General features: G+C 49.0%; 22 protein-coding genes. 19 read left to right on the plus strand and 3 right to left on the minus strand.

Annotated elements, in window-relative coordinates:
- Window positions 1–3 precede the first annotated feature (3 nt).
- From BN1360_RS05380 to BN1360_RS05470, 19 genes are all read left to right on the plus strand, one after another.
- The gene (locus BN1360_RS05380) at window positions 4–393 is read left to right on the plus strand and encodes a Fur family transcriptional regulator (protein WP_068778861.1); all 390 of its coding nucleotides are present in this window, start codon (window positions 4–6) and stop codon (window positions 391–393) included.
- On the plus strand, window positions 375–1,193 hold the full coding sequence (locus BN1360_RS05385) for a winged helix-turn-helix transcriptional regulator (protein WP_229520828.1): 819 nt from the start codon (window positions 375–377) through the stop codon (window positions 1,191–1,193). Before BN1360_RS05380 ends, BN1360_RS05385 begins: the two co-directional genes overlap by 19 nt.
- A gap of 214 nt (window positions 1,194–1,407) precedes the next feature.
- On the plus strand, window positions 1,408–2,655 hold the full coding sequence (locus BN1360_RS05390) for a methyl-accepting chemotaxis protein (RefSeq protein WP_068778862.1): 1,248 nt from the start codon (window positions 1,408–1,410) through the stop codon (window positions 2,653–2,655).
- A gap of 155 nt (window positions 2,656–2,810) precedes the next feature.
- Window positions 2,811–4,319 carry a spore germination protein gene (locus BN1360_RS05395; RefSeq protein ID WP_068778863.1) on the plus strand — a complete coding sequence of 503 codons (1,509 nt, stop codon included), beginning with the start codon at window positions 2,811–2,813 and terminating at the stop codon, window positions 4,317–4,319.
- Window positions 4,306–5,505 (plus strand): Ger(x)C family spore germination protein, encoded by a 1,200-nt coding sequence (locus BN1360_RS05400; RefSeq protein WP_068778864.1) that lies wholly within the window; start codon window positions 4,306–4,308, stop codon window positions 5,503–5,505. Before BN1360_RS05395 ends, BN1360_RS05400 begins: the two co-directional genes overlap by 14 nt.
- The gene (locus BN1360_RS05405; RefSeq protein ID WP_068778865.1) at window positions 5,498–5,716 is read left to right on the plus strand and encodes a hypothetical protein; all 219 of its coding nucleotides are present in this window, start codon (window positions 5,498–5,500) and stop codon (window positions 5,714–5,716) included. Before BN1360_RS05400 ends, BN1360_RS05405 begins: the two co-directional genes overlap by 8 nt.
- Window positions 5,717–5,743: 27 nt before the next feature.
- The gene (locus BN1360_RS05410) at window positions 5,744–6,820 is read left to right on the plus strand and encodes a GerAB/ArcD/ProY family transporter (protein WP_068778866.1); all 1,077 of its coding nucleotides are present in this window, start codon (window positions 5,744–5,746) and stop codon (window positions 6,818–6,820) included.
- Window positions 6,821–6,937: 117 nt separating this feature from the next.
- Window positions 6,938–7,795 (plus strand): uroporphyrinogen-III synthase, encoded by an 858-nt coding sequence (locus tag BN1360_RS05415; protein ID WP_068778867.1) that lies wholly within the window; start codon window positions 6,938–6,940, stop codon window positions 7,793–7,795.
- A gap of 61 nt (window positions 7,796–7,856) precedes the next feature.
- Window positions 7,857–8,165 carry a phasin family protein gene (locus tag BN1360_RS05420; protein ID WP_068778868.1) on the plus strand — a complete coding sequence of 103 codons (309 nt, stop codon included), beginning with the start codon at window positions 7,857–7,859 and terminating at the stop codon, window positions 8,163–8,165.
- 3 nt (window positions 8,166–8,168) lie between these two features.
- Window positions 8,169–9,839, plus strand: a complete 1,671-nt coding sequence (locus BN1360_RS05425; RefSeq protein WP_068778869.1) for an AarF/UbiB family protein — start codon at window positions 8,169–8,171, stop codon at window positions 9,837–9,839.
- A gap of 143 nt (window positions 9,840–9,982) precedes the next feature.
- Window positions 9,983–10,852, plus strand: a complete 870-nt coding sequence (locus tag BN1360_RS05430) for a M15 family metallopeptidase (RefSeq protein ID WP_068778870.1) — start codon at window positions 9,983–9,985, stop codon at window positions 10,850–10,852.
- 316 nt (window positions 10,853–11,168) lie between these two features.
- On the plus strand, window positions 11,169–12,011 hold the full coding sequence (locus BN1360_RS05435; protein ID WP_068778871.1) for an ABC transporter ATP-binding protein: 843 nt from the start codon (window positions 11,169–11,171) through the stop codon (window positions 12,009–12,011).
- A gap of 2 nt (window positions 12,012–12,013) precedes the next feature.
- Complete coding sequence (locus BN1360_RS05440) at window positions 12,014–12,802, plus strand: hypothetical protein (RefSeq protein WP_068778872.1); 789 nt, start codon at window positions 12,014–12,016, stop codon at window positions 12,800–12,802.
- Between the two features lie 461 nt (window positions 12,803–13,263).
- Entirely contained in the window at window positions 13,264–14,085 is an 822-nt protein-coding gene (locus BN1360_RS05445; protein WP_068778873.1) for a formate/nitrite transporter family protein, read from the plus strand.
- A 206-nt stretch (window positions 14,086–14,291) separates the two neighbouring features.
- Entirely contained in the window at window positions 14,292–16,361 is a 2,070-nt protein-coding gene (locus BN1360_RS05450; protein ID WP_082789940.1) for a molybdopterin-containing oxidoreductase family protein, read from the plus strand.
- A 79-nt stretch (window positions 16,362–16,440) separates the two neighbouring features.
- The gene (locus BN1360_RS05455) at window positions 16,441–17,652 is read left to right on the plus strand and encodes an MFS transporter (protein ID WP_068778875.1); all 1,212 of its coding nucleotides are present in this window, start codon (window positions 16,441–16,443) and stop codon (window positions 17,650–17,652) included.
- A gap of 138 nt (window positions 17,653–17,790) precedes the next feature.
- Window positions 17,791–18,276, plus strand: a complete 486-nt coding sequence (locus BN1360_RS05460) for a GNAT family N-acetyltransferase (protein WP_068778876.1) — start codon at window positions 17,791–17,793, stop codon at window positions 18,274–18,276.
- 200 nt (window positions 18,277–18,476) lie between these two features.
- Window positions 18,477–20,174 carry a glutamine--tRNA ligase/YqeY domain fusion protein gene (locus tag BN1360_RS05465; RefSeq protein WP_068778877.1) on the plus strand — a complete coding sequence of 566 codons (1,698 nt, stop codon included), beginning with the start codon at window positions 18,477–18,479 and terminating at the stop codon, window positions 20,172–20,174.
- A 105-nt stretch (window positions 20,175–20,279) separates the two neighbouring features.
- Entirely contained in the window at window positions 20,280–21,467 is a 1,188-nt protein-coding gene (locus BN1360_RS05470) for a cation:proton antiporter (protein WP_068778907.1), read from the plus strand.
- A gap of 30 nt (window positions 21,468–21,497) precedes the next feature.
- Here BN1360_RS05470 and BN1360_RS25850 read toward each other — a convergent pair whose 3' ends face one another.
- From BN1360_RS25850 to BN1360_RS05480, 3 genes are all read right to left on the minus strand, one after another.
- Window positions 21,498–21,716: a substrate-binding domain-containing protein gene (locus BN1360_RS25850; RefSeq protein WP_229520832.1), complete on the minus strand. Its 219-nt coding sequence runs from the start codon at window positions 21,714–21,716 to the stop codon at window positions 21,498–21,500.
- A gap of 66 nt (window positions 21,717–21,782) precedes the next feature.
- On the minus strand, window positions 21,783–22,355 hold the full coding sequence (locus tag BN1360_RS25855) for a LacI family DNA-binding transcriptional regulator (protein ID WP_420707882.1): 573 nt from the start codon (window positions 22,353–22,355) through the stop codon (window positions 21,783–21,785).
- A 191-nt stretch (window positions 22,356–22,546) separates the two neighbouring features.
- Window positions 22,547–23,758 carry an MFS transporter gene (locus tag BN1360_RS05480; protein WP_068778880.1) on the minus strand — a complete coding sequence of 404 codons (1,212 nt, stop codon included), beginning with the start codon at window positions 23,756–23,758 and terminating at the stop codon, window positions 22,547–22,549.
- Window positions 23,759–23,886: the final 128 nt, after the last annotated feature.

A 23,886-nucleotide genomic window follows, 5' to 3' on the forward strand; every position in this document is an offset into this window, starting at 1 on the left:
TATATGAAATCATTAAATTTAACGACGCAGCGCCAGGCTGTTTATGATGTCGTGCGCAGAGCCAATGATCATCCAACAGCTGCTGAGGTGATGAACCGGCTGGTCGAGCAGGGATACAATTTTGCCTATGGAACGGTATATAATTCACTGCGTTATTTGACTGAGAAGGAGATGATCCGTGAGCTGAAGCTTGGCGAAGCAGCGAGTCGCTACGATGCCAAGCTGGATGACCACCAGCATATTCTGTGTGAGGTTTGCGGACGCGTAGATGAAGTGATGACAGGTGTACCCGAGGACTGGAGCCATGCGGTTGCCAAGGAAACCGGATACGAGGTTCATCATGCTCATGTCGTATTCGGGGGGGTGTGCCCAGCATGTCGGTCAAAGAAATGAATCCTGTGGAAAGAGGCTTCGGCTCGACAAAGCAGCCATTCAGGAGCCCGGTGGAAGAGAAACATATGAGGCTGGAAGAGATGGCCGGGGTCCCGGTCTTCTGTCCGGTAACGCAGCGGGTTATTATCGTGAGTCCAAATCCGACGGATATTTATGAATTGCTTCGCGATTTATCGGAGGGCTGCTTCGACGTCCTGGTATTTCATCATTTGGAGCAAGGGATACGCAATGCACAGGCCGCCGACTTGCTCATCTTCGACTTTACCTTCTATCGTGAGATCGGGGATGCTGCAGCTATTCAAACCTTGATGAAGCAGGCCGGTGATGTTCCTTGCCTTCTGCTTGTCAATGAATCTGTCCTGGCTGGGCTGGATCAAAGTCTGATGAACCATGAGCTTCTCGTATGGCCGGCAAGAAGGGGAGAGATTCTCTATCATGCGCAGCGTATTATTCGCAATCAGGGGGATCGCGGTACATCCTTAAGCGTGCTGAACGGCAGTACCCCAACCGTCCATAAGGACCTGTGGATCGACCGCAAGAAAATGGCTGTATACAAGGATGGAGTACAGATCGAGCTGACCAAGACGGAATATGAATTGTTCATTCAACTTTTAGATCATGAAGGAACGGTGCTGTCCCGCGAGGAGCTGCTTTCAGAAATTTGGGGAACAACCTTCCTGGGCGGCAGCAATATCGTGGATGTTCATATCAAGAGTCTGCGCAAGAAGCTCGGAGATCGGGCAGTAGATTCCCTTTATATCGCTACAGTGAGAGGTGTAGGTTATCGTTTGGCAGATTAATGGTATACGGGTATGTATACCTATCAATATACGATTTTCGAATTAGGCTGGTATCGTCCAATCAGGCGGCGGTACTGGCCATTTTGTGTTTGTAATCGCGATCAGGCTGGTTCGTTGGAATTAATTGTCGGACTTTTGAACTAGGAGAGGAAATTACCGGATTCGTGTCGAACAGATAATAGGGTAAGTATTATTCGGGAAAGGACCATGATCTATGAAGAAACGCATACGCATTACTTTGTTGATCTCGATGATCATTGTTGCTGTTGTGCCAAGTGTATTAAGTATGGTATTTAATGGCGGCATGGGCAGCAGTCTAGTCATCCTGGGGATTTCATTGGTTGTCGCGTTGGTTGCAGCATGGTTTACAATCCATTTCATTGCCTCACCATTGAGCCGTCTGGTAGAGATGACACAAACAGTAAGCCTGGGGGATTTAACAAAGAGACTGGCAAGTACACAGCGGAAGGATGAGATCGGAGAACTGTCCAATCATTTTCAGCGATTGGTGGACAATCTGAGCGATACGATTACAAGCGTTCGCGCTACGACAGGGAATGTAGCCCGTTCCGCCGAGCAGCTGGCTTCCGGAGCTGAGCAGACGACGAAGGCCATCGAAGATGTGACGGTGGCAATTCAGGAGATGGCGGGTGCCAGCGAACAACAGAAGGATAGTGTTGAAATCGGTATTCATGAGATGGACAATATGTCGAGTCAGATCCTATCGATTACCGAGCATATCCGAGAGGTTACAGAGACGATGGAGAAGACTAACGCAACCGCTGAGGAAGGAAATGCTTCAGTATTAAGCGTTGTCGAGAAGATTGAGCATATACAGCATACCGTGGATGACTTGGGCAGCGTCATACAGACACTCGGCGCGTTGTCCGAGAATATTGGCGGCATCGTAGAAGCGATTACCGGGATCGCCAAGCAGACAAGCCTGCTCGCATTAAATGCTTCGATTGAGGCGGCGAGGGCTGGCGAAGAAGGGCGGGGATTTGCGGTAGTCGCTTCCGAGGTCCGTAAGCTGGCCGAGGAGTCGGAGCATTCGGCGCATCAGATCGAAGATTTAATCGGAAATATCCAAAGCGAGGTTCATCTCGCTCAACAATCGATGGAGAATGCCAAGCTTGGAGTCAATGAAGGCATCATTGCAGTAGATACTTCCGGACGTTCCTTCTCAAGGATACGTAAAGCGGTTCGTATCGCTGCATCCAAGATGGAGGAGGTATCCGGTGCCGCGCAAGAACTACAGAACGGAGCCGAGAAGGTGACCGAGTCGATTAACGGCATCTCATCGATCTCCGAGGGGAATTTGGATAATGTGCGCACTATCTCTGCTGCGGCTGAGGAACAGCTTGCTTCAATCCAAGAGGTGGCCGCGTCCTCGAATGATCTGTCGCGAATGGCTGTCCAATTGGAGGAGCTGGTCAAGAGGTTCAAGGTTCAGAGATTGTAGAATATGAAAATGATATAAGATGCTTTTATTTTCATCGCCGCCGGATTGGTTTCTGGCGGTTTTTTTGCATTTATTTTCAAGAGGTAAATACATATTAATCCCCGTTTGGAACATCATATATCTATACAGTTTCCTGAGTAGGAGGGAGTTTCCGGATGAAGGAGGAGAAGCTTAGCCGCAAGCTTGCAAAAAATGAGGAGGCTCTAAAAAAAATATTTCAGGACAGCTCTGATCTGGTGTACCGGAGTGTTCAGTTTACCAAATCACGGCGAGGGCTTGTTGTATACATTGAAGGGATTATCGATACAAAAGGGGTCGAGCAGCATATTATATCGCCCCTGATCGAAGGCTTAGTTAAGGAAGAGGGGCCAATAGAACGGCTTAGCGAGCTGCCATTCACTCGCATATCTCTAACGCAGATGGCGGCTGCATCGGATTGGCCGGGGGTAATTGAAGCAATTCTGACTGCGCATGTCGTTATTTTCATGGACGATTCAAATGAGGCGCTGACCTTCGATGTGAAGGGCGGATCCAGGCGCAGTGTACAGGAGCCGTCTACGGAGACGGTAATTCGCGGGCCGCGCGAAGGGTTCACGGAATCGCTGCGGATTAATACAGCGCTGTTGCGCTTCAAGATTAAGACGGAGAAGATGAGGCTGAAGCCGCTTGTAGTCGGAAAAATAACAAAGACGGATGTAGCCGTTGCTTACATCGATGGGCTGGCCAAGCAAGATCTGGTGGATAGTGTGGTGGATCGGCTGAATCAGATCGATATGGATGGAATCCTCGAATCGGGTTACATCGAGGAGTGGATTGAGGATAATCCGTACTCGCCCTTCCCGCAAATGCAATATTCTGAGCGCCCGGACACGATTGCTGCGCAGCTGCTGGAAGGGAAGGTAGCCATCTTTGTGGACGGCACTCCGTTCGTACTGGTAGCCCCGGCGACATTATGGCAATTGCTTCAGTCCAGCGAAGACTATTATGAACGCTATTACGTTACCAATTTTATCCGCTGGATTCGTCTTTTCTTTCTGCTCGTGGCGTTATTGCTGCCAGGGCTTTATATCGCGGTGACAACATACCATCAGGATATGCTGCCCTCCTCTCTCATTTTGAGCATTGCTACGGCTCGCGAAGCCATTCCCTTCCCGGCCATTGTCGAGGCCTTAATTATGGAAATTTCGTTCGAGGCACTGCAGGAAGCGGGGATCCGGCTGCCGAAGACGATCGGGCAAGCGGTAAGTATCCTTGGCGCTCTCGTTATTGGCCAAGCTGCCGTACAGGCCGGTATCGTCTCGGCCCCGATTGTGATCGTGGTATCCATGACTGGGATCGCCTCATTTACACTGCCGCGCTTCAATCTTGCCATAACGGTAAGGATGCTTCGCTTCCTGATTATGATTCTATCAGCTTTATTTGGTTTGTTCGGGATTGTCGTCGGTGCGGTCTGGATTCTCGTTCACTTGACCCAATTGAAGTCCTTTGGAGTTCCTTATTTGCTGGGAGTGTCTCCGTATCGCCCGCGTGACTTCAAAGACATCTTTGTTCGTGTTCCGATGTGGAGGATGGCGGAGCGCCCGTATTCATCCTCACCGGACAATATAAGAAGAGCCGGGGTTCGCAAGATGAGGGGGGGCGGGGAAGAAAATGAAGGCTGGTAAGTCCAAGCTTGCATTCCTCTGCTGCTGTTTCATTACAATGGGAATGTTGTGCGGATGCTGGGACCGGGTCGAGATCAACGATGTCGCGTTCGTAACCGGTTCCTCCTATGATAAAGTCGATGACAATTATATATCAACTGTGCAAGTTGCCCTTCCTAGCCAGCTTGGAGGTACAGGCAGTGAAGGAGGCGGCGGGGGAACGTCCGGCAATCAGAATTATCTTCTGATCTCGAAGCAGGCACACACTATGTATCTGGCTAACAAAAAAATCCAGGAGAGCTTATCGCGAATTTTGAATTTTTCACATCGCAGGCTTATGTTGTTTGGCGAAGGGTTTGCTCGTGCTGGGATTGGGAGCAGCATAGACATTCTTGGGCGGTTCCCACAGAACAGATTGAGTTCGTATATTGTGCTTACTCGGGGGAATGCCTATGATGTTCTGACCGCGGAGGCCCCTATAGAGCAGTTTCCAGCGGAGATGGCGCGGGAGATCGCCAAAAGTTCAATCAGGCATCCGATGAACGTCAAGCGAATGGTCAACAAATTGTTGACCAAGGGTGTGGATCTTTATTTGCCAGTAATGAACATTAAGGATAGCAGTAAGGAAGTGCCTGACAAATCCAAGAGTCTGATTGCTATTGATGGACTTGGCGTGTTCAAGGAAGATCAACTCGTCGGCTTTCTGGATGAAGGAGACGGGCTGTTGGCTCTATTGGGGATGGGGGAGTCCGTAAATCCCAAGATTATTCTTCCTCGTGGAGGTAAGAACGAGCTGATTATAATTAATTTGACAGAGTCCAAGACTCAGTTAACTCCCAATGTGCAAGGTTCACAATTTGCGATCACTATAAATTTTCAAGCTAAGGGTTCAATTCTGGAGAATACTTCATATGAGGACATCGAGGACGAGAATCTCAATGGACTCGAGGAGCAATGCAGCAATTACATCAATAAAAATTTGAGTCGTATCGTAGAAAAACTTCAGCGCGAGTATCAATCCGATATTTTTGGATTCGGACAAGTGATCGAAAGTCGTTATCCCCTGGAATGGAATAAGGTCGAAGATAGATGGCATGAAGTATTTCCGACGGTAAAGGTCTCGGTACATTCAACGATCCATTTGGAAAGCACTAACCAGTTAATGAATTCGCTCTCTACCAAAGGGGGGCGTCAGAGCAATGATTGAATCGCTAAGTCTCATGCTTCTGCTTATTGTATATAGTTTGCGAAGAGATTGGCAGTTAATGCGGCAAGCGTCCAAAGTCAATCGCTGGATGACCTATTTGCTTATGGGCGTCTCGCTGGTAATCCTAGGGTATATCAATACGGGCGGTCCTATCTTCTACCCAACAATATGGCTTCAAAAGGTTCTTCAGCCACTGATTCCATTTCGATGAACGATCCACAAACAGGGGGGACCATAGTTGAAGACAATAACAACCAGACAGGTAGCCTTGCTAGCGGTGCTCTATTTATTCTCGGTCAATTACCTCGATATTTCTGCAAAGTTATCGGAGATTGCCCATCAGCACGGTTACGTCTCATATCTGCTGAGTGTACTCGTCACGCTGTTGATGTTATGGATCGTCTCGAGGCTAATCAGACGGTTCTCCGGTAGAAATGTGGTGGCCGTAATGATCGACAGGTATCCTCTTATGGGGAGAAGCATCGCGATTTTATATATGTTTTTTCTACTCTTGGTGTCTGCCGGAGAAATACGTTCCTGTGTGGATTTTACCAACACTTCTTTATTGAATAGAACCCCTATCATTGTGATTGGACTGCTCGTCGCGATTACCGTGGTCTATATCGCTCAGGGCGGGATTAGAACCTTGGTTGGTATTGCCGAGATTTATGTTCCCATCTGGTTCATGCTGCTTCTGATGGTTGTGATCACGACGTGGCGAGACGCGGAAATTAGCAATCTTCAGCCGTTCCTCCATTTTCAATGGCCAAACATATTCCATGGCTCCTGGGTTATTTTCTCCAGTGTCGGGGAGCTGATCGTGTTCCCGCTCATTTTATCCGGGAAGTGCTATAAGAGCAAAGGCGGCTATGTCGGCCTGCTGATCAGCGGCTTGTACTTGATTGTGTTCCTGATCATGGTCCAATTGGTTGTGGGTATCCCACTGTCTACTAAACTGCTGTATCCGACTTATGAACTTGTCCGTCAAGTCCAGGTCACCGATTTCATGGATCGGTTTGACTTGCTGTTGGTGGCGTTATGGCTGCCAACCGTATTCGGCAAGCTGGGATTTAATCTTTATCTGATGTCCAATCTAATGCAAATTATGGTTCCGAAAGTATCGGGGAGATTAATGGTAGCCCCGCTGGGAGCGCTCAGCTATGTGTGTGGGATGTGGTTCTTCAAAAATCCGGTTCAGCAAATTAATTTTAATGAACAGTTAATGCTGTTTGCCATCGTATTCGAGATTGCCATCCCGTTGCTGCTGTTTTTTGTCCTGTGGCCGCGCAGGAAAAGAAAACTCCGTTCCGGATAATATTTGCCCTATTGAACACCTAAGGATTTACTTCGCCATTTCAGTCGTATAATCTGATGCTATACGTTAATTACTAGCTCGCATGGCTCGATTATTAGAAATGGGGGGAAGAGTAGGATGGCAAAAAGACTGGAGGGTGTAAGAGTTGCGCTTACCGGGCCACGACGGGCTCAGGAATTAGGCAAGCTGGTGGAGAACCTGGGGGGCATCCCGCGATATCGACCAGCTCAAGGGACGGTATTGCTTGACGACATTGACCTGCGCAATGGCATTGTCTCGTGGATCAAGAATCCACCGCAATGGTCGGTCTTCACGACTGGCATGGGGCTCGATGCTTTGTTCGATATGGCCGAAGATATGGGGGTTGCCGAGGCGTGGTGGGAGATCCTGAGGAACACTTCGATAGCTGCCAGGGGTTATAAGACGATAAATGCGCTAAAGAGAAGAAATCTGGTTCCCATTGTACGTGATGACGACGGGAGCATCGAAGGGCTGATTCGCGGATTAGCGAAGCATGATCTGAGCGACAGCTCTGTCATCGTCCAGCTGCACGGGGATCCTGCCCCACGGCTGATGTCGTGGTTAGAGGAGAATGGGGCGAACAGTTCGCAGATATTGCCTTACCGCCATATTGCTCCTCCTGAAGGAGCGTTAGAGCAATTGATGTTGGATATCGTCAGTGAGCAAGTTGACGCTGTAGCATTTACTAGCGGTCCGCAGGTTCGCTTCCTTCTGGAGCATGCCGATCGGCAGGGGCAGCTACAAGAGCTCATGGATGCGCTGCATGGTTCTGTCGTAGCGCTATCCGTGGGGAAAGTGACTGCCCAGGGGCTGATTGAGGCAGGCATCAAGCGAGTTATCTACCCTGAGGAAGAGCGAATGGGCAGCATGATCATTGAGTTGGTCAAGTTCTATGAGACGGAGGGCTCTCTTATCCGTCGTGCTGCATTGGACACAGCAAACGCAGAAGAATAGGGATATAATGGATGATAGAGGGGTTATATAGACTAAATTTATTTTGGAAAGGGTGTAACCGATGAGTGATCTGTTGAAGAAGGCTATTTCCTTAGGCTGGGGACTTACGATCGTCAGCAAAGAGAAAGTTGAAGGTATTGTGGACGAGTTGGTAAGGCGTGGGGAGCTTGCTCCCTCGGAATCGAAGCAACTGGTGGAGCGATTGATCGACAAAGGGGCTGAGGAGCAGGATCGCTTCAAGGAACTGATCAATGAGCAGGTTAGATCCGTGTTGCAGAGCATGGGACTGGCCACGGTAAAAGAAGTGGAGGAGCTTAAAGGCCGGGTGGCAGAATTGGAGAATAAGCTGGCAGAGAACGGACAGTCATAGGCAATGCGAGTTACTGTACGGCATGCCGGGCGTTACCGGGAAATAGCCATGGCGCTGGGGCGCCATGGCTTTGGTTATATTGCGGAGGAGATTGGACTCACCCGGCTGTTCTCCGTTCCGCTGCGCTGGATTTTGAAAAGTGAGCCGGAGAGCCATACCCTGGCGGAGAGAATTCGGCTCGTGCTGGAGGAGCTTGGGCCAACTTTTGTGAAGCTGGGACAGCTCGCCAGTACGAGGTCTGACTTGCTTCCGGAATCCATTATCGGCGAGTTGGTCAAGCTCCAGGATCAAGTTACCCCGTTCTCGGCCAAGGAAGCGAGGGCGATTCTGGAGAAAGAGTTCCATATGCCTGTAGAGGAGCTGCTGGTCGAGTTCGATGAAATACCGCTGGCCGCTGCTTCTATTGGCCAGGTTCATCAGGGACGATTGGCAACCGGAGAGCGAGTGGCGATAAAAATTCAGCGCCCGGGGATTTTCCCCATCATTGATCGTGATCTGGATATTTTGAGAAACCTGACGGCGATCGCGAAGAAACGCTGGGGCTGGGTTGGACATTATCAAATACCACAAATGGTAGAGGAGTTCTCCAGATCCATTAAGGCGGAGCTTGATTATACGGGCGAGGGCCGAAATATGGAGAGGATCAGCAAACAGTTTACAGGCAACAAAAAGATTTTCATTCCGAAAGTGTACTGGGAGTGCACGACCTCTAAAGTATTAACGATGGATTATGTAGAGGGCATCCATTTGAATAAAGCTCCGGAGATTAAGGCGAGTGGGATCGATGTGAAGGAACTTGCGGCTACCTTGGTTGATGCCATGCTCCATCAAATCTTCATCAGCGGGTATTTCCATGCCGACCCGCATCCCGGGAATGTGCTGGTTCTTCGGGATGGTCGGCTTGTGTTTATTGATTTCGGGATGGTGGGCCGGATTAGCTCCGAGATGAAGGAACAGCTGTCATCGTTAATTATTGCCCTCATGCGCCGTAATACCGAGGGCATGACAAGGGCCATCCTGCGAATGGGTCTGCTGGACGAGGTGGAGGATATGAATGGATTGCGCCTCGATCTGGAGCGACTCAGAGAGACCTATTATGATATTCCATTCTCCCAGATCAGCATTGGCACTGCGATCAATGATCTGTTCGCTGCAGCGCAGCGGCATGGCGTGGTGCTCCCAGCAGATTTGCTGCTGCTTGGCAAGTCCTTATTGACGGTAGAGGGGGTCTTGCAGAGTCTGGACCCGGATGTCAGTATCCTTGATCTTGCCGAGCCGTTCGGCAAGAAGCTGCTGCGCGAGAAGCTGGACGCGCGCAGGCTCGGCAAGAAGCTGCTTGGCGAAGCCGTTGAATTCGGTGAATCGTTGGCTGATTTGCCGCGCCAAATGCAGCGCTTATCCTCAATTATTGGTAAGGGCAAGATTAAGACGGAGATGGATATCCCGGGGATGGAAGAGCTGATGCGCAAGTTCAACCAGATTGGGAACCGTCTCTCATTCAGTATTGTACTGCTGTCATTCAGCATCATTATGGTTGGCGTTATTATCGGATCTTCCATGACCAATAGCCCGATTTTGCTCTGGAACATACCGGTGATCGATATCGGCTTCGTCATTGCTACTTTGATGGTGGTATGGCTGTTATATTCTATTTTTAGATCAGGAAGATTTTAGAATAATCCCGAATGTCCATGAGGCAGGAAATTTATGATCAACTCTGGTACAATAGTAAAGCCACGATTTAGAATCGATCGAATTCCGGTTCGTTGATACTAATCGCAAGGGCTTCTTAAATAGGTATCAGGAGGACATAATGGATGAATACAAAAGCGAAAACGCTGGCTACAGTGTCTGCATTATTGCTTGCGGCAGCACTGGTGACGGCTTGTGGTGACACGAATAAGACAACTTCCGGCAGCAATCAGCCAGCTGTAAATAATGCGGGTGCAAATAATCAGGGAACTGCGGCTCCCGGGAATAGCGAAGCTGACAACAGCAAGAACAATGGAGATTCGGGCAATACGTCTACAGACAATACCGGGGCGGGGAATACTGGCTCCAAAAATGGGGGAGCTGGACCCGATATGGCGGCAGCTTCTGATGTAAATAGCGTGGCAGTGTTGGTTAATAAAGAGTTTGCACTGCCGGATGATTATAATCCGTCAGATCTCGTATATCCGGATGTCCGCTTTACTTTCAAAGAGAAAATAGAGAAACGAATGATGCGCAGTGAAGCCGCTAAGGCGTTGGAAAGTCTGTTCGACGGGGCGGAGAAGGATGGAATTTACCTGGCAGGGGTATCAGCCTATCGTTCCCATAAGACGCAAACCTCATTGTTCAATCGCTATGTTGCGCGGGATGGAGAAGAGAAAGCCAAGACATACAGCGCTGTGCCTGGCCATAGCGAGCATGAGACCGGACTGGCCATCGATGTGTCTGGCAGCGATGGGAAGTGCGCGGCAGAAGATTGCTTTGGAGGCACGAAAGAAGCGGAATGGCTAGCTGAGCATGCTCCGGAATATGGCTTCATTATTCGTTATCCTGAAGGGAAAGACAGTATTACCGGCTACAAATATGAACCTTGGCATATCCGCTTTGTCGGTGTTGATATCGCATCCGAGATTGCTGATCGGGGAATTACCCTGGAAGAATATTATGGATCGATTCCGGTAACAGCGAATCCTTGAGGGGTTGCTAATATTGAAGACTGATATCGAAGAAGCGCGTAATATGCAGGGGTTATAACAAAGGTGAAAGTGGGACCAAATGAGGAAGGGCGCCAAGAGGGTGCCCTTTTTCTTTGTTTTCCGGTCCGGGCAGGCTTTAATTGGATATAAAAACGATTAGAAGCCTCAGGTTATCAGGGTGGAACGGTTGTTCTCCTGTGCAAGTACACAAGTCTAACAAACTTAAAATTGTATTGACAAATGATAATGATTATCAGTATCTTTAAGATATTATGGAGTCGTTTTATGGTTGTACAGAGAAAGGGAGTGCGTCAACGTGTCTTTGAAGACCTCTCATTTGGATATCGCCTATGAGGATCGCTTGATCGTTCAGGATTTAAATATTTCAATCCCCGCAGGGGAAATTACAGCATTGGTCGGAGCTAATGGCTCAGGGAAATCGACGATATTAAAGACGATGGCCCGTATTTTGCATCCTAAGTCCGGGACGGTTCTGCTCGACGGGAAATCGATTCACAAGCAATCAACCCGGGAAGTTGCCAAGCAGTTGGCGATTCTTCCGCAGAATCCTACCGCACCGGAGGGACTTACAGTCCGGGAACTGGTCTCTTATGGGCGCTTCCCGCATCAGAAAGGATTCGGTGGCCTGAAAGCGGAGGACCGTCGCGTCATCGACTGGGCGCTGGAAGCAACGAAGATGAGCGAATTCAGCGAACGCGGTTTAGAGCAGTTATCTGGCGGACAACGGCAGCGCGCCTGGATTGCCATGGCGTTGGCACAGGAGACGGATATTCTGTTCCTGGATGAGCCAACAACCTTTCTTGATATGGCCCATCAGCTGGAAGTGATGCAGCTGCTGGAGCAATTGAACCACGATTTGGGACGGACGATCATTATGGTCGTGCATGATTTGAATCATGCTGCCCGTTATTCGCAATATATGATTGCTATCAAACAAGGGCAAGCCATCTCCTCGGGCACGCCTGAAGAAGTCGTGACGACGGGAGTGCTGCGTGAAGTATTCGGCATAGAAGCAGATATCGTGACTGATCCGCGCAGCGGTGTGCCATTATGCCTTCCATATGAGCTGTACCGCGCTGCTGAGGGCAAGGTGCTTCGTGGGAGAAAAGTGGATATCGCCAGTCAGTTGGCCAAATAGGAATGCGAAGCATCCAATATGAGTGGCTCTCACAATATTTGTCGATAGTAAGGGAGCCCCGGCCAGATGCGATTTATAGCGTAGATGCGCAGCTATTGACCGATCAGGAGCAGATCAAGCTGCTGCTGCAGGAATATCAGCGTCAGATTCATGGCAGCAAGATTGATGTTGCCGGAACTTACTTTGCTTCGAGCTGGCGGACAGTTTGTGCAGCGATGATCTATATGACGTCAATGACGGACACGAGATTGGATCTGTCTCCCGCAAACCTGAACATTCAGATCGATTGTGGGAACGGGTATCCACAGCTTTTATTTGTGCTTAAATCAGCGGCAGAGCGGGTTTGGCCGACAGGCGAGCGTACCGGGTGGCAACGGAATGCAATGGAGCACTTCTACCGCACGTTGCAGCCAATAATGTCAGCAATCTCTGCGGTTACAGGCCTTCCTCTTTCCCAACTCTGGGGGCAGATTCCGCTAGGGGCCGAATATTATGTGAATCTATTGAGCGGTTTGTTTGCTGAAGGGCAGCACCGGGAGCAATTGCTAGAAGCCTATGGAACTCTTACGAAGCAGATTGATAGCAGCTGCTTCGGCCTGAAGCGCAATCCTTTTGATGTGAAGGAAATCTGGCTGGACGATCCCTATCAGCCCGGGGAGCAGACGCGTATGAAGCCAACTTGTTGTCTGGCTTATTTGACCGGGGATGGATATTGTTATACCTGTCCTAAGCTGAGCAAGCAGGATCGACAGGAGAGATATCAGGAGATTCGATCGGCATACAGCCAGTAAAAATAAGGAACAGGATCTCATTTTCCACTGACAAGCGGAGGATGAGGTCTTTTTTGTAAGGCAAAAAAGTCCTGTCAGATAGTTTGTGACAAAAATCACATAACCAAAAGGTGACCCACGATACAATGAAAGTCGAAATGAAAAACACGCTGTAAGCTGGTCTTGGCCTGACTTGGTTGGCTTCATGATATGAAGCTGAATTTCTATAATAAGTGTGTTCAAAAAGTTCGGTTTTCAGCACCGGGAAGTTTGGATGAGGCTAGGAACGAAAGGAGCGTAGCGTAGGCAAAATCTACGTGAGCACTTGAGAGGTTAGCGGAGGGATCTTGACTTCATAGGCATCAAACTTAGGCCTGGCTAATTCAATATTCGACATCGAATAAGCTCTCAGCGTTACTCCGTAATCCCAAACGGACTTTTTAAACAACCTCTATAAAAATAGATTAAGGGAGAGAGATTCCATGGCTTATTACAAACCGGATCAGATTGCTGAAGCAACGGTGGAAACCGGGGTGAAGAAGGCGCATAACCGACTCTTGACCGTGTTTATTCTCGGGTTCCTGGGCGGGGCGTTCATTGCTCTTGGATTTCTGCTTGATATCCGCGTGATTGCGGGCGCACCCAAGGAGTGGGGAAGCATTGCAACGTTCATCGGTGCTGCTGTGTTCCCGGTTGGCCTTATCTTAGTGCTGCTGGCAGGGGGCGAACTGTTGACCGGAAATATGATGGCTGTATCTCTGGCGCGGTTCAAGAAGAGAATTACGACGGGCGAAATGTTCAAAAATTTAATCCTGATTACAATCTCCAATTTTGTTGGGGCCTTGTTTGTTGCTTATTTCTTCGGACATGTGGTCGGTCTGACCTCAAGCGGAGTTTACCTTGAGAAGCTGGTTGATATGGCGGGACATAAGCTGGACGATAACTTTCTGCAGGCGTTCGTGTCCGGCATTGGCTGTAACTGGCTGGTAGCTCTTGCCGTGTGGCTGGCTTACGGCGCAGACAACTTCAGCGGTAAAATACTCGGGATCTGGTTCCCGACCATGGCCTTTGTAGCGATTGGATTTCAGCACGTTGTGGCTAATATGTTTCTGATTCCGGCAGCTATATTCGAAGGTTACTTCTCTTGGGGAGAATACTTCATAAATTTCATTCCGGTCTGGCTCGGCAACTTGACAGGGGGCGCCGTGTTCGTTGCCGGAGCGTATTGGGCTGCCTACCTGAAAGATGCCAAGGAGGTAACGGCTGTCGATTCGGTGACTGCCAAGGCCGATGCGAAGGCTTAACGTTTAAAAGCTCAATAATATATAATTCATAGCAAATGACTCGTGTAGGCAGGTTCCTGATCAGGAAGGACCTCATCCGCGGGTCATTTGTGTTATATAGATTCTGTTTTAGATGAACTATATCAGCGAATTTAGGGCGAAATGCTATCTATAGACATTCGGGCCTGTTATCAAATACAATAACCTAATTAGGAGGGATGAGAGAGATGGTTCGAGAGGAGAATGGAGTATTTCCTGCAGTATGTCCGTTGGATTGCCCCGACACCTGCGGTTTGCTGCTGCACAAAGAGAATGGACGAATCGTCAAGGTGGCCGGCAACCCGGACCATCCAATCACCCAAGGTGCGATTTGTAATAAAGTAAGAAATATGACAGAACGGATCTATCATCCGGAGCGTGTGCTGTATCCCCTGCGCCGTGTAGGGGCCAAAGGGGAAGGCAAGTTTGAACGGATTACCTGGAATGAGGCTATCGCCGAAATCGCAGAGCGGTATCAAGGATTGATCAAGGAGCATGGTTCAGAGTCGATCCTGCCGTACAGCTTCTATGGAAATATGGGGATGCTCAGTGTGGATGGAATGGATCGCCGCTTTTTCCATCGGCTTGGTTCCTCTCAGCTTCAACAGGGAATATGCAATTCCGCCGGCAATACCGGCTGGAAATATACGATGGGCTTCGGCGGCGGGACTAGCCCCGAAGAGACGGTACAGGCGAAGCTGATAATCGTGTGGGGTGGTAATCTCGTCAGTACGAATATGCATCAGATTGCGCTGATCGAGAAGGCGCGGAAGCAGGGAGCCAAGCTGGTTGTGATCGATGTCCATCGCAATCGGACCGGGCAGCGTGCTGATTGGTTCATTCCGGTCTATCCGGGAACAGATAGCGCACTGGCCCTGGGTTTGATGCATGTGCTGTTCGAACAGCAGCTGGTGAATGAAGAGTTTCTACAGCAGTATACGATCGGTCATGAACAGCTACGGGAGCATGTTCGTCAGTATACGCCGGAGCGTGTATCGGTCATTACAGGCGTTCCTGCGGAGGATATTGTCCAGCTTGCCTTGATGTATGGACAGACTTCCCCAGCCTATATTCATATTGGAAATGGGCTTCAGCATCATGATAACGGGGGGATGACCGTACGGACGATTACCTGCCTGCCAGCCCTGACAGGACAATGGCTTGTGCCTGGTGGCGGAGCGTTTAAATCGAACGGAGCCTATGGCAAAGTGAACGGCAATGCCTTGGAGCGTCCCGAGCTGCGCCCTAACCCCGATGCGCGCACCGTAAGCATGAATCAAATCGGAGAAGCGCTGCTGACCTTGACGCCAAAAATCCGGGCTTTGTTCGTCTATTGTTCCAATCCGGCAGTCGTAGCGCCGGATACGGTGAAGGTGGAGCAAGGACTATCCCGCGAGGATTTGTTCACGGTGGTGCATGACCTGTTCTTGACGGATACAGCGAGGTATGCCGATATCGTGCTGCCGGCAACTTCATCATTTGAAAATACGGATTTATACAATTCCTATTGGCATCACTATGTTCAGCTTCAGGAGCCGGTCATCCCAGCCCAGGGAGAGAGCAAGAGCAATGTAGAAACGTTCAAGCTGCTGGCGGAGGCGATGGGATTTGAGGAGGATGCCTTCAAGGATCGAGAGCAGGATATGATTCGTCAGGCTCTTGATTTTACGGAGAACCCTTATCTTGAAGGAATCACGCTGGAGAGTCTTCAGCAGCAGCGGTTTATGAAGCTGAATATGGAGCCGAAGCAAGAATATCTGCAGCGGCTGACGACGCCATCGGGCAAGATCGAGCTGTACTCCGCAAGGATGGAGGAAGCGGGGCTTCCGCCGCTGCCTACCTATACTCCTCTACAGGAAGGGTATGATGGAGAGCGGAGGCCGGGAGAGGAGGAGGTGTATCCGCTGATGTTTATTTCTCCCCCTAACCATAATTTCCTGAACTCGTCCTTCGGCAATACCGACAAGCATATCGAGCTGGAGAAGCAGCCGCTGCTGCAAATCCATCCGCAGGATGCGGAGCAGCGAGGCATCGCAGACAGGGATGAGGTCGTCGTATGGAATGATCGCGGACGCTATGAGGTAAAGGCTTCGGTTACGGATAAAATGCTGCCGGGAACCGTAGTTAGCCAGGGCTTGTGGTGGGAACAGGATGGCAAGTCGCGCAGGGCAAATGCCCTGACCTCCGATCGATTGGCTGATATGGGCGGTGGAGCGGTGTTCTTCTCCACGGTCGTGGAGGTAAAGCGACAGCCCTAGCGCTGTGGAGTGAATTACAAATAGAAGAATGGTCGAGAACTGCCCTCACACAGGACTGTTCCAGAAGGAGGAATACAGCATGAGAGGCCTAGCTTCATATCCGCGTGAGGTCAAGATATTTCTGGTAGCCAGCTTGATCAGTTCTGCGGGCGGCGCATTGATGTGGCCGCTGATTACGATGTTTGTATTCAAGGTGCTGGGAAGAACGGTAACCGACGCCGGCCTGGCCGTGCTGGTTATGTCATTAGGCGGTATATTTGGGCAGCTGCTCGGCGGCTCCCTGTATCATCGCCTTGGAGTAAAACGCCTGATCGTAGGCGGAGTTGGACTAAACGCACTGTTTCTGTTGTTGCTGCCTTACGGGAGCGGACACTGGCATTTATTTTTATTATTAATGTGTCTGATCGGTTTTTTTAACTCGATGGCATTGCCGGCGATACAGGCTTTTATCGGCTTCCGATTCACTGAGAGGCGCGCGGAATTATTCAACATAATTTATGTGGCTAACAATATCGGTGTAGCTCTGGGGACGGCCATCAGCGGATTTCTGGCGCAAATTTCGTATAATCTAAGCTTTATATTGAATGGTTTGATCTCGGCCTTATTTGCTGGATTCTTCTGGATTTATTTGAACAAAGTTCAAAAAACACAGGGCAAGTTTCACGTGGAAAAGAAGAAAGAGCATGCACATAAGAAGAATAACTGGAATTTGATGTTAAATTATAAAATTTATTTGTTCATGGGGCTTGGCTCTTTCTTCATCTGGCTGGCTAACTGTGTATGGAATAACGGAGTATCGCCCTATACGATCTCGCGCGGAATGCCGGAATGGAATTATAGTATTCTCTGGACGCTGAACGGGATACTGATCTTCGTGGCGCAGCCGCTCATTTCGTGGGTCAAACGTGTCTTTGCCGCGACGGAGCTGAGACAGATGACGGCAAGTGCCATATTTTATATGCTGGGTTATGTTATGATCCTTGGCTTCCATACTTATCCGAGTATGGTGCTGGCGATGGTATTGATTACGCTTGGCGAAATGCTGATCTCCCCGGCGATCCCTTCCTTCATCTCGGATCATACCGGCAAGTCAGCCCCGTTCTATCTTGGGTTAGTTGGGGGCATGGGGGTAGCGGGAAGGGTAGTAGGCCCTTATGCGATGGGGGTTCTGTTCGATTGGAACGGTCTCGTTCCGGTAGCTGCTCTGGCAGTGTTGATCTCTATCCTGTCGATTGCCTCCTTCCTGATACATGGCCTGTTTAATCGCGATAAAGTGAGAAGTCTGGCTTAGCCGTAACAGGTTCCTGTCTGAGAATGTCCGATGTATAATGGTTAATATAAATTTAAGAGCTTGTTCAAAAGGTCTGCTTGTGCGCTGAAAACCATTTTTTGAACAGGGACTTTAGGCCTTTGGAAAGGGAACAGGGATATGTCGAATTCAATTCAAATCAGATTGTCGGAAATGCGCGATGCAGGTGCGTTAATGGAAATCGATTCACTGGTGTGGGATACCCGGTCGACGCCGGCTCCGATCCAGTGGAACTCGCGTGAACAATACCTGCAGAAATGTCCTCCGGGCAGCCAGTTAGTAGCGGAGGTTGGCGATGCGATTGGCGGATATGTTGGCTTCGATTATCCAACCCCGCTGTCCAGCAACCGTCATGTGCTGGATATTAATATTGCGGTGCATCCGGATTTCCAGCGACAGGGAGTCGGACAACGTCTTATAGAAGCGTTGAAAGCTTGGGCTGCCGAACAAGGGGTACGTAAATTATCTCTGCGTGTACTGACGACCAATCCTGGAGCAGTACAATTTTACCGGAACTGTGGATTTGTAGAACAGGGGAGACTCGTTCAGGAGTTCTATCTGGATGAGAAGTATGTCGACGATATTCTGATGTACTGTATGTTATGATTGCAGCAGCCTGCTTTGGCTTCTTCTTGCCATAAAACTTGGATATAGGTATATTTAGAAGAAGAAAAATCGGAAACTATAAAAGGTTGTTCAAGAAGTTCGCTTCTGATAAGAATACCTGATCGCAGTCAATTAAGGATGAACAGGCATTATAACCATATGCGATCAATCAACGGATAGAGACTTAAATCAAATGAAAGGTGATAACCGTGGAGAATAACACCAATAACACCACCCCTCCCAACTTTATTAAAAGTATTATTTCGGAGGATTTGAAGACAGGCAAACATTCATCGATCGTTACACGTTTTCCTCCAGAGCCAAATGGCTACTTACATATTGGACATGCCAAGGCGATCTGGATTAATTTCACCCTTGCTGACGAATTCGGGGGACGGACGCATCTGCGCTTTGATGATACGAATCCGATCAAGGAAGATACGGAATATGTGAACTCTATTAAAGAGGATGTCAAGTGGCTCGGCTTCAACTGGGAAGAGCTGCACTTTGCTTCCGACTATTTCGACGAAATGTATAACCGCGCTGTTCTGTTAGTTAAGAAGGGCAAGGCGTATGTGGATGATCTGAGTGCTGATCAAATCCGCGAAATGCGTGGCACGCTGACAGAGCCCGGACAAAATAGCCCATTCCGCGACCGCTCGGTGGAGGAGAACCTGGATCTGTTCACGCGGATGCGTAACGGAGAATTCAAGGACGGTGAGAAGGTGCTGCGGGCGAAGATCGATATGGCCTCGCCAAACATTAATCTTCGCGACCCGGTCATTTACCGTATCGTGCATGCTTCCCATCATAATACGGGGGATAAATGGTGCATCTATCCGATGTATGCATTCGCCCATCCGCTGGAGGATGCGATCGAAGGTGTAACGCATTCCCTCTGCTCGCTGGAATTCGAAGATCAACGTCCATTTTATGATTGGGTGATCGAAGAGACAGAGATGCCTTGCACTCCGCACCAATATGAATTCGGACGCCTTAATCTGGAACAAACGGTTACGAGTAAGCGGAAGCTGAAGCTGCTGGTGGATCAAGGCGTTGTTGATGGCTGGGATGATCCGCGCATGCCGACGATCTCCGGTCTGCGCCGCCGGGGGTATACGCCGGAGGCGATTAAAGCTTTTGTATTCGAAACAGGGATATCCAAGGCCTACGGCAAGATTGATCTGAAAATGCTGGAGCATTTTATTCGGGAGGATCTCAAGCTCAAGGCGCCGCGGACGATGGCTGTAATCGACCCGCTCAAGGTCGTGATTACGAACTATCCGGAGGGAGAATCCGAGCTGCTTGATGCCGAGAATAATAGCGAAAATGAGGAATTGGGCCATCGTCAAATTCCGTTCTCGCGGGAGATATATATCGAGCGTGATGACTTCATGGAGAATCCGCCAAGCAAATACTTCCGTCTGTTCCCGGGCAATGAGGTTCGCTTGAAGCATGCCTACTTCATTAAATGTAATGAAGTGATTAAGGATGCCGATGGCAATGTGATCGAAATTCATTGCACGTATGATCCGGAGACGAAGAGCGGTAGCGGATTTACCGGCCGCAAGGTGAAGGGGACGATTCACTGGGTTGACGCCAGCAGCGCTGTTCCGGCTGAATTCCGCCTGTATGAACCGTTGATCCTGGATGAGAACGAAGATACTGAAGAGGAATCCGTAGAAGAGAAGTCCTTCTTGGACAGGATCAACCCGAATTCTCTGACGATCAAGCACGGTTTTGTTGAACCGGGAATGAACGATGCCAAGCCGCAAGATAAGTTTCAATTTTTCCGGCATGGGTATTTCAATGTCGATTCGAAATACTCCAAACCGGGACATCCGGTGTTCAATCTGATCGTATCCTTGAAGAGTTCCTTTCAATTGCCAAATAAATAAGTATTGATTTTGAGGCAGTGAATCATTTATCATAATGGTAAGTGAATAGCTGTTCGTTACGGAGGAGCCTGGTCAAACCAGGCTCCTCTTTGTCTTTTTTTGGGCATGCTATCTAGAAAAATGGGGAGGGGTTTAATGTTCTATTTGACGATTCTAATTATTCTACTTGCTACCAAATTGGCCGGTGATCTGACCTCAAGGCTCGGGCAACCGGCGGTGGTAGGCAAGCTGCTGGTTGGTATCATTATTGGTCCGGCGATGCTTGGTTGGGTGGAGAACTCCCATATGATCGAAGAGTTAAGCGAGATCGGTGTGCTTCTGCTTATGTTTATGGCGGGATTGGAGACGAATATTGAGGATTTAAAGCGCTCCTTCAAGTCATCAACGGCTGTGGCTCTGGGGGGAATTGCTCTGCCGATGCTTGGAGGTTACCTGGCGGGAATCGCCATCGGCATGGATTCATCCAAGGCCATCTTCCTTGGTTTGCTTCTGTCGGCTACCTCGGTTAGTATTTCCGTGCAGAGTCTGAAGGATCTCGGCCTGCTCAAGAGTAAAGAGAGCACGACCTTGCTTGGTGCGGCGATTCTTGATGATATTCTCGTCGTTATTTTGCTGGCCTTCGTTATGAGTATGGTCGGGGGAGAAGAAGTGAATTTGGCGATGGTGATCGGCTACAAGTTCATATTCTTTGTAATCGCGGCTTTATTCATCTGGAAAATCGCGAAGTGGGTGATGAACTGGCTGGCTCCCTTGCGTGTGACCGAGGCGATAATTAGCGCGGGTCTAATCCTCTGCTTCTTCCTTGCCTATATTGCCGAGCAGTTCGGCGTAGCAGGCATTATCGGTGCCTTTGCTGCCGGGCTGGCTATTTCCCAGACGGACTTTAAGCATGAGGTGGAGCATAAATTGCAGCCGATTGCCTATACGATATTTGTGCCGATCTTCTTCGTCAGCGTAGGATTTTCCGTTAGCTTTAAAGGACTGGGCTCCCAGATTGGATTACTCATACTGTTCTTTATAATTGCCCTTTTGACAAAGCTGATCGGGTCCGGGCTTGGCGCCAGACTAACCGGTTATTCCAGACGTTCCGCTCTTGGAATCGGATCGGGGATGGTATCACGTGGAGAAGTAGCGCTGATTATAGCCACAATTGGACTGGAGAGCGGCCTTTTGGAGCAGAAGTACTTCACCGTTCTCGTGATCGTCGTCATTCTGACAACGATCGTGACTCCGCTGCTGCTGAAGGCTACGCTGGGCAAGCAGCAGCGGAACCAACCTGATATCGAGTCTTAGAAGGCTTATACAGTCTTGCGTTCGATCAATTTAAATTGGAGGTTCTCGGAGGCGGGCTCTACCGTCCATAATTTGTCTATAATGTTGATTATCAAAGCCAATGATGGCAATGTCCTCCGGTACCCGTAATCCATGCTGCGGGGCAGTGAGCAGTATGCCTGTGGCGACTTCATCCCCTGTAATCAGCATAGCCGTAGGCCTCTCATCCAGGCTGTGCAACCAGGGGAAAATCGCGGCGCTGTTCTTCATGTCCCGATAACCGTTCAGCATCCATTCTGCGCGTCCGCTGCCGCCCAATGCTTGCAGAGTGTGTCATTAGTAAGCACTTATCCGTTTGCGTCCGCTGGAATTGTTCAGGCGATTTAAGGCGAACCCGATCTTTCGGTGCCCCTTTTCCCATAAGAAGGTTATCGCGGTCTGGAAGCATAGATAATGATCATAATAGACGGAGGATAAGTGGCGATCCTTCACGTCCTCGCATAATAGAATGGGCCCATATGCTGAATAGGGCTCGATCAGATCGAGCGAGGCGGAGCGGGAAGTGATGATAACCCCATCGATCTGTTTGTTCTTCAGCATTTCCAGCACTTTCATTTCTTCATCAAGATTATATTGGGATTGGCACAGCATCAACGGGTAGTTATGCTTCAGAGCTTCGCTTGCGATGCCCTCCATTAACCGCATGAAATAAGGATGGTTAATGTGAGACAGAATCACAGCAACTGTCTGTGTGATCCCCTTGATTAGGTGAACAGCATTCATGTTGCGTGCATATTGCAAATGTTCGATCGCTTCTTCCACCGTTTTTCGCTTCGTATTACTCACATAAGGGTGTTTATTGAGCACACGCGAGACGGTAGATACAGATACACCGACGGCTTCGGCAATTTATTTGATATTCGGCATGACGGGCTGCCTCCGCGGCAAATCGATTTGAAAAAAGGCTTGCTCTGGTATGCATTTCATAGTGTAAACTGAAATTGCAATAAAGAAAACAAACCTCCGACCGGCGTTACCTTGTTCAAAGGGCGTGACGATCGGAGGGATGTTTTCTTTTTTTGATGGTAGTTATGATTGAGTTATTTAGGCAATGAGATCGCTGGCGGATAGCCGTTCTTATGAAAGTGGTACCATAATGCTCCATAGCCAATCACGGCAAAGAGAGTCATCATCGTCCCCATCTGATACATGATCACCGGTCCGAAATCCTGGAAGGTGAATCCGCCGAGGAGGCCCGCGATGATGCCGGTTACCCCGCTGAGCATGAAGCTGTATACAGCCTGTCCTGCAGCGCGTAATGAACTGGGCAGGAACAACCCGATTAACCGCGTACCGACGTAGAAGAACCCGCCGAAGGTGATTGCATGCAGCAGCTGAATAATAATTACTTGAATCGGAAGCGATGCATCGGCCATCAGATCCCAGCGGATAGCGAACAGAATGCTTACAATCGTCAAAGTGCCGATAAAATAAGTTATTTTATTTTTGAGATACCGATTGAGCAGAACAAAAGCTGCCATCTCAAGCAACGTGGATAGAAATACCGCTATTCCAACTGAAAGTCGATCGCCTCCGAGATCGCTAATATACAAAGGCATAAACAGTGCATTAATTGAGTTAGGTATAGCTATAAATAATCCGAGTACGATGAAGAGGACAAAATATTTGTTCTTCAGGACCTGTCCGAATTGTTTGGCACTGACCCAAGGCATATCTGCCGTATAACGGGATGACGGAAGAATTAGAGTCGAACTGATCGATAGGATAAGCATGATACTGAACAACAAGGAGAAGCCATTTTTCCCGGTTGCATCGATCGTAATTCCTGCCGCGAGCGCCGCAGTGGCCCAGCCGAAGGAGCCCCATAACCGGTAGGTCTCAAACTTCTGCTGGCTATCGGTCGCATATCCCAGAGTCAAGCTGTTGCTCTGGGAGAGCAAGGGACTCTGGAAGAAGAAGACCAGCAACACTACAATATATAGCATTTGAAAGGTATCTACTCTGAACAATAAATGGCCGATCGCCAGTAAGCCGATCAGCATGACAAGCAGGATGAGCCGGATGTTGTGGAACCGATCACTCATCAATCTCCAGAAGGGATGAGCGAGCAAAGAAACAAGTGGTCCGGCTGAGATCAGAATACCAATCTCGAGCTTGTTCATTCCAATATCCTGCAAATATAATTGAAAGAAGGCTGCAAAGATAACCGTTGTCCCATAGATGAAAAAATTCAGTAGTCCCAAAGAGAGCAAAGAGGACGAATGATGTGGATTGTCCCGCAAAAGCGCCATTCCTTTCTATTGATGGTTATTCGAAGAGGTGTCCTGATCGACCCGGTTTCAAAAGTCCTATAGCATCAATTTAACACACAGATGAAAAGGGATACAAACCAAGTTTTCTTTAATTTTACAATTATTTA

Source organism: Paenibacillus sp. GM2 (assembly GCF_900069005.2).
Lineage (GTDB): Bacteria > Bacillota > Bacilli > Paenibacillales > Paenibacillaceae > Fontibacillus.

What these genes read in the sequence shown, in the direction of transcription:
- BN1360_RS05445 (WP_068778873.1), top strand. Translation starts at nt 13,264, where the DNA reads ATGGCTTATTACAAACCGGATCAGATTGCTGAAGCAACGGTGGAAACC.
- BN1360_RS05390 (WP_068778862.1), top strand. Translation starts at nt 1,408, where the DNA reads ATGAAGAAACGCATACGCATTACTTTGTTGATCTCGATGATCATTGTT.
- BN1360_RS05420 (WP_068778868.1), top strand. Translation starts at nt 7,857, where the DNA reads ATGAGTGATCTGTTGAAGAAGGCTATTTCCTTAGGCTGGGGACTTACG.
- BN1360_RS05425 (WP_068778869.1), top strand. Translation starts at nt 8,169, where the DNA reads ATGCGAGTTACTGTACGGCATGCCGGGCGTTACCGGGAAATAGCCATG.
- BN1360_RS05470 (WP_068778907.1), top strand. Translation starts at nt 20,280, where the DNA reads ATGCTATCTAGAAAAATGGGGAGGGGTTTAATGTTCTATTTGACGATT.
- BN1360_RS05455 (WP_068778875.1), top strand. Translation starts at nt 16,441, where the DNA reads ATGAGAGGCCTAGCTTCATATCCGCGTGAGGTCAAGATATTTCTGGTA.
- BN1360_RS05440 (WP_068778872.1), top strand. Translation starts at nt 12,014, where the DNA reads ATGCGAAGCATCCAATATGAGTGGCTCTCACAATATTTGTCGATAGTA.
- BN1360_RS05385 (WP_229520828.1), top strand. Translation starts at nt 375, where the DNA reads ATGTCGGTCAAAGAAATGAATCCTGTGGAAAGAGGCTTCGGCTCGACA.
- BN1360_RS25850 (WP_229520832.1), bottom strand. Translation starts at nt 21,716, where the DNA reads ATGAAGAACAGCGCCGCGATTTTCCCCTGGTTGCACAGCCTGGATGAG.
- BN1360_RS05400 (WP_068778864.1), top strand. Translation starts at nt 4,306, where the DNA reads ATGAAGGCTGGTAAGTCCAAGCTTGCATTCCTCTGCTGCTGTTTCATT.
- BN1360_RS05380 (WP_068778861.1), top strand. Translation starts at nt 4, where the DNA reads ATGAAATCATTAAATTTAACGACGCAGCGCCAGGCTGTTTATGATGTC.
- BN1360_RS05405 (WP_068778865.1), top strand. Translation starts at nt 5,498, where the DNA reads ATGATTGAATCGCTAAGTCTCATGCTTCTGCTTATTGTATATAGTTTG.
- BN1360_RS05460 (WP_068778876.1), top strand. Translation starts at nt 17,791, where the DNA reads ATGTCGAATTCAATTCAAATCAGATTGTCGGAAATGCGCGATGCAGGT.
- BN1360_RS05395 (WP_068778863.1), top strand. Translation starts at nt 2,811, where the DNA reads ATGAAGGAGGAGAAGCTTAGCCGCAAGCTTGCAAAAAATGAGGAGGCT.
- BN1360_RS05480 (WP_068778880.1), bottom strand. Translation starts at nt 23,758, where the DNA reads ATGGCGCTTTTGCGGGACAATCCACATCATTCGTCCTCTTTGCTCTCT.
- BN1360_RS05415 (WP_068778867.1), top strand. Translation starts at nt 6,938, where the DNA reads ATGGCAAAAAGACTGGAGGGTGTAAGAGTTGCGCTTACCGGGCCACGA.
- BN1360_RS05430 (WP_068778870.1), top strand. Translation starts at nt 9,983, where the DNA reads ATGAATACAAAAGCGAAAACGCTGGCTACAGTGTCTGCATTATTGCTT.
- BN1360_RS05450 (WP_082789940.1), top strand. Translation starts at nt 14,292, where the DNA reads ATGGTTCGAGAGGAGAATGGAGTATTTCCTGCAGTATGTCCGTTGGAT.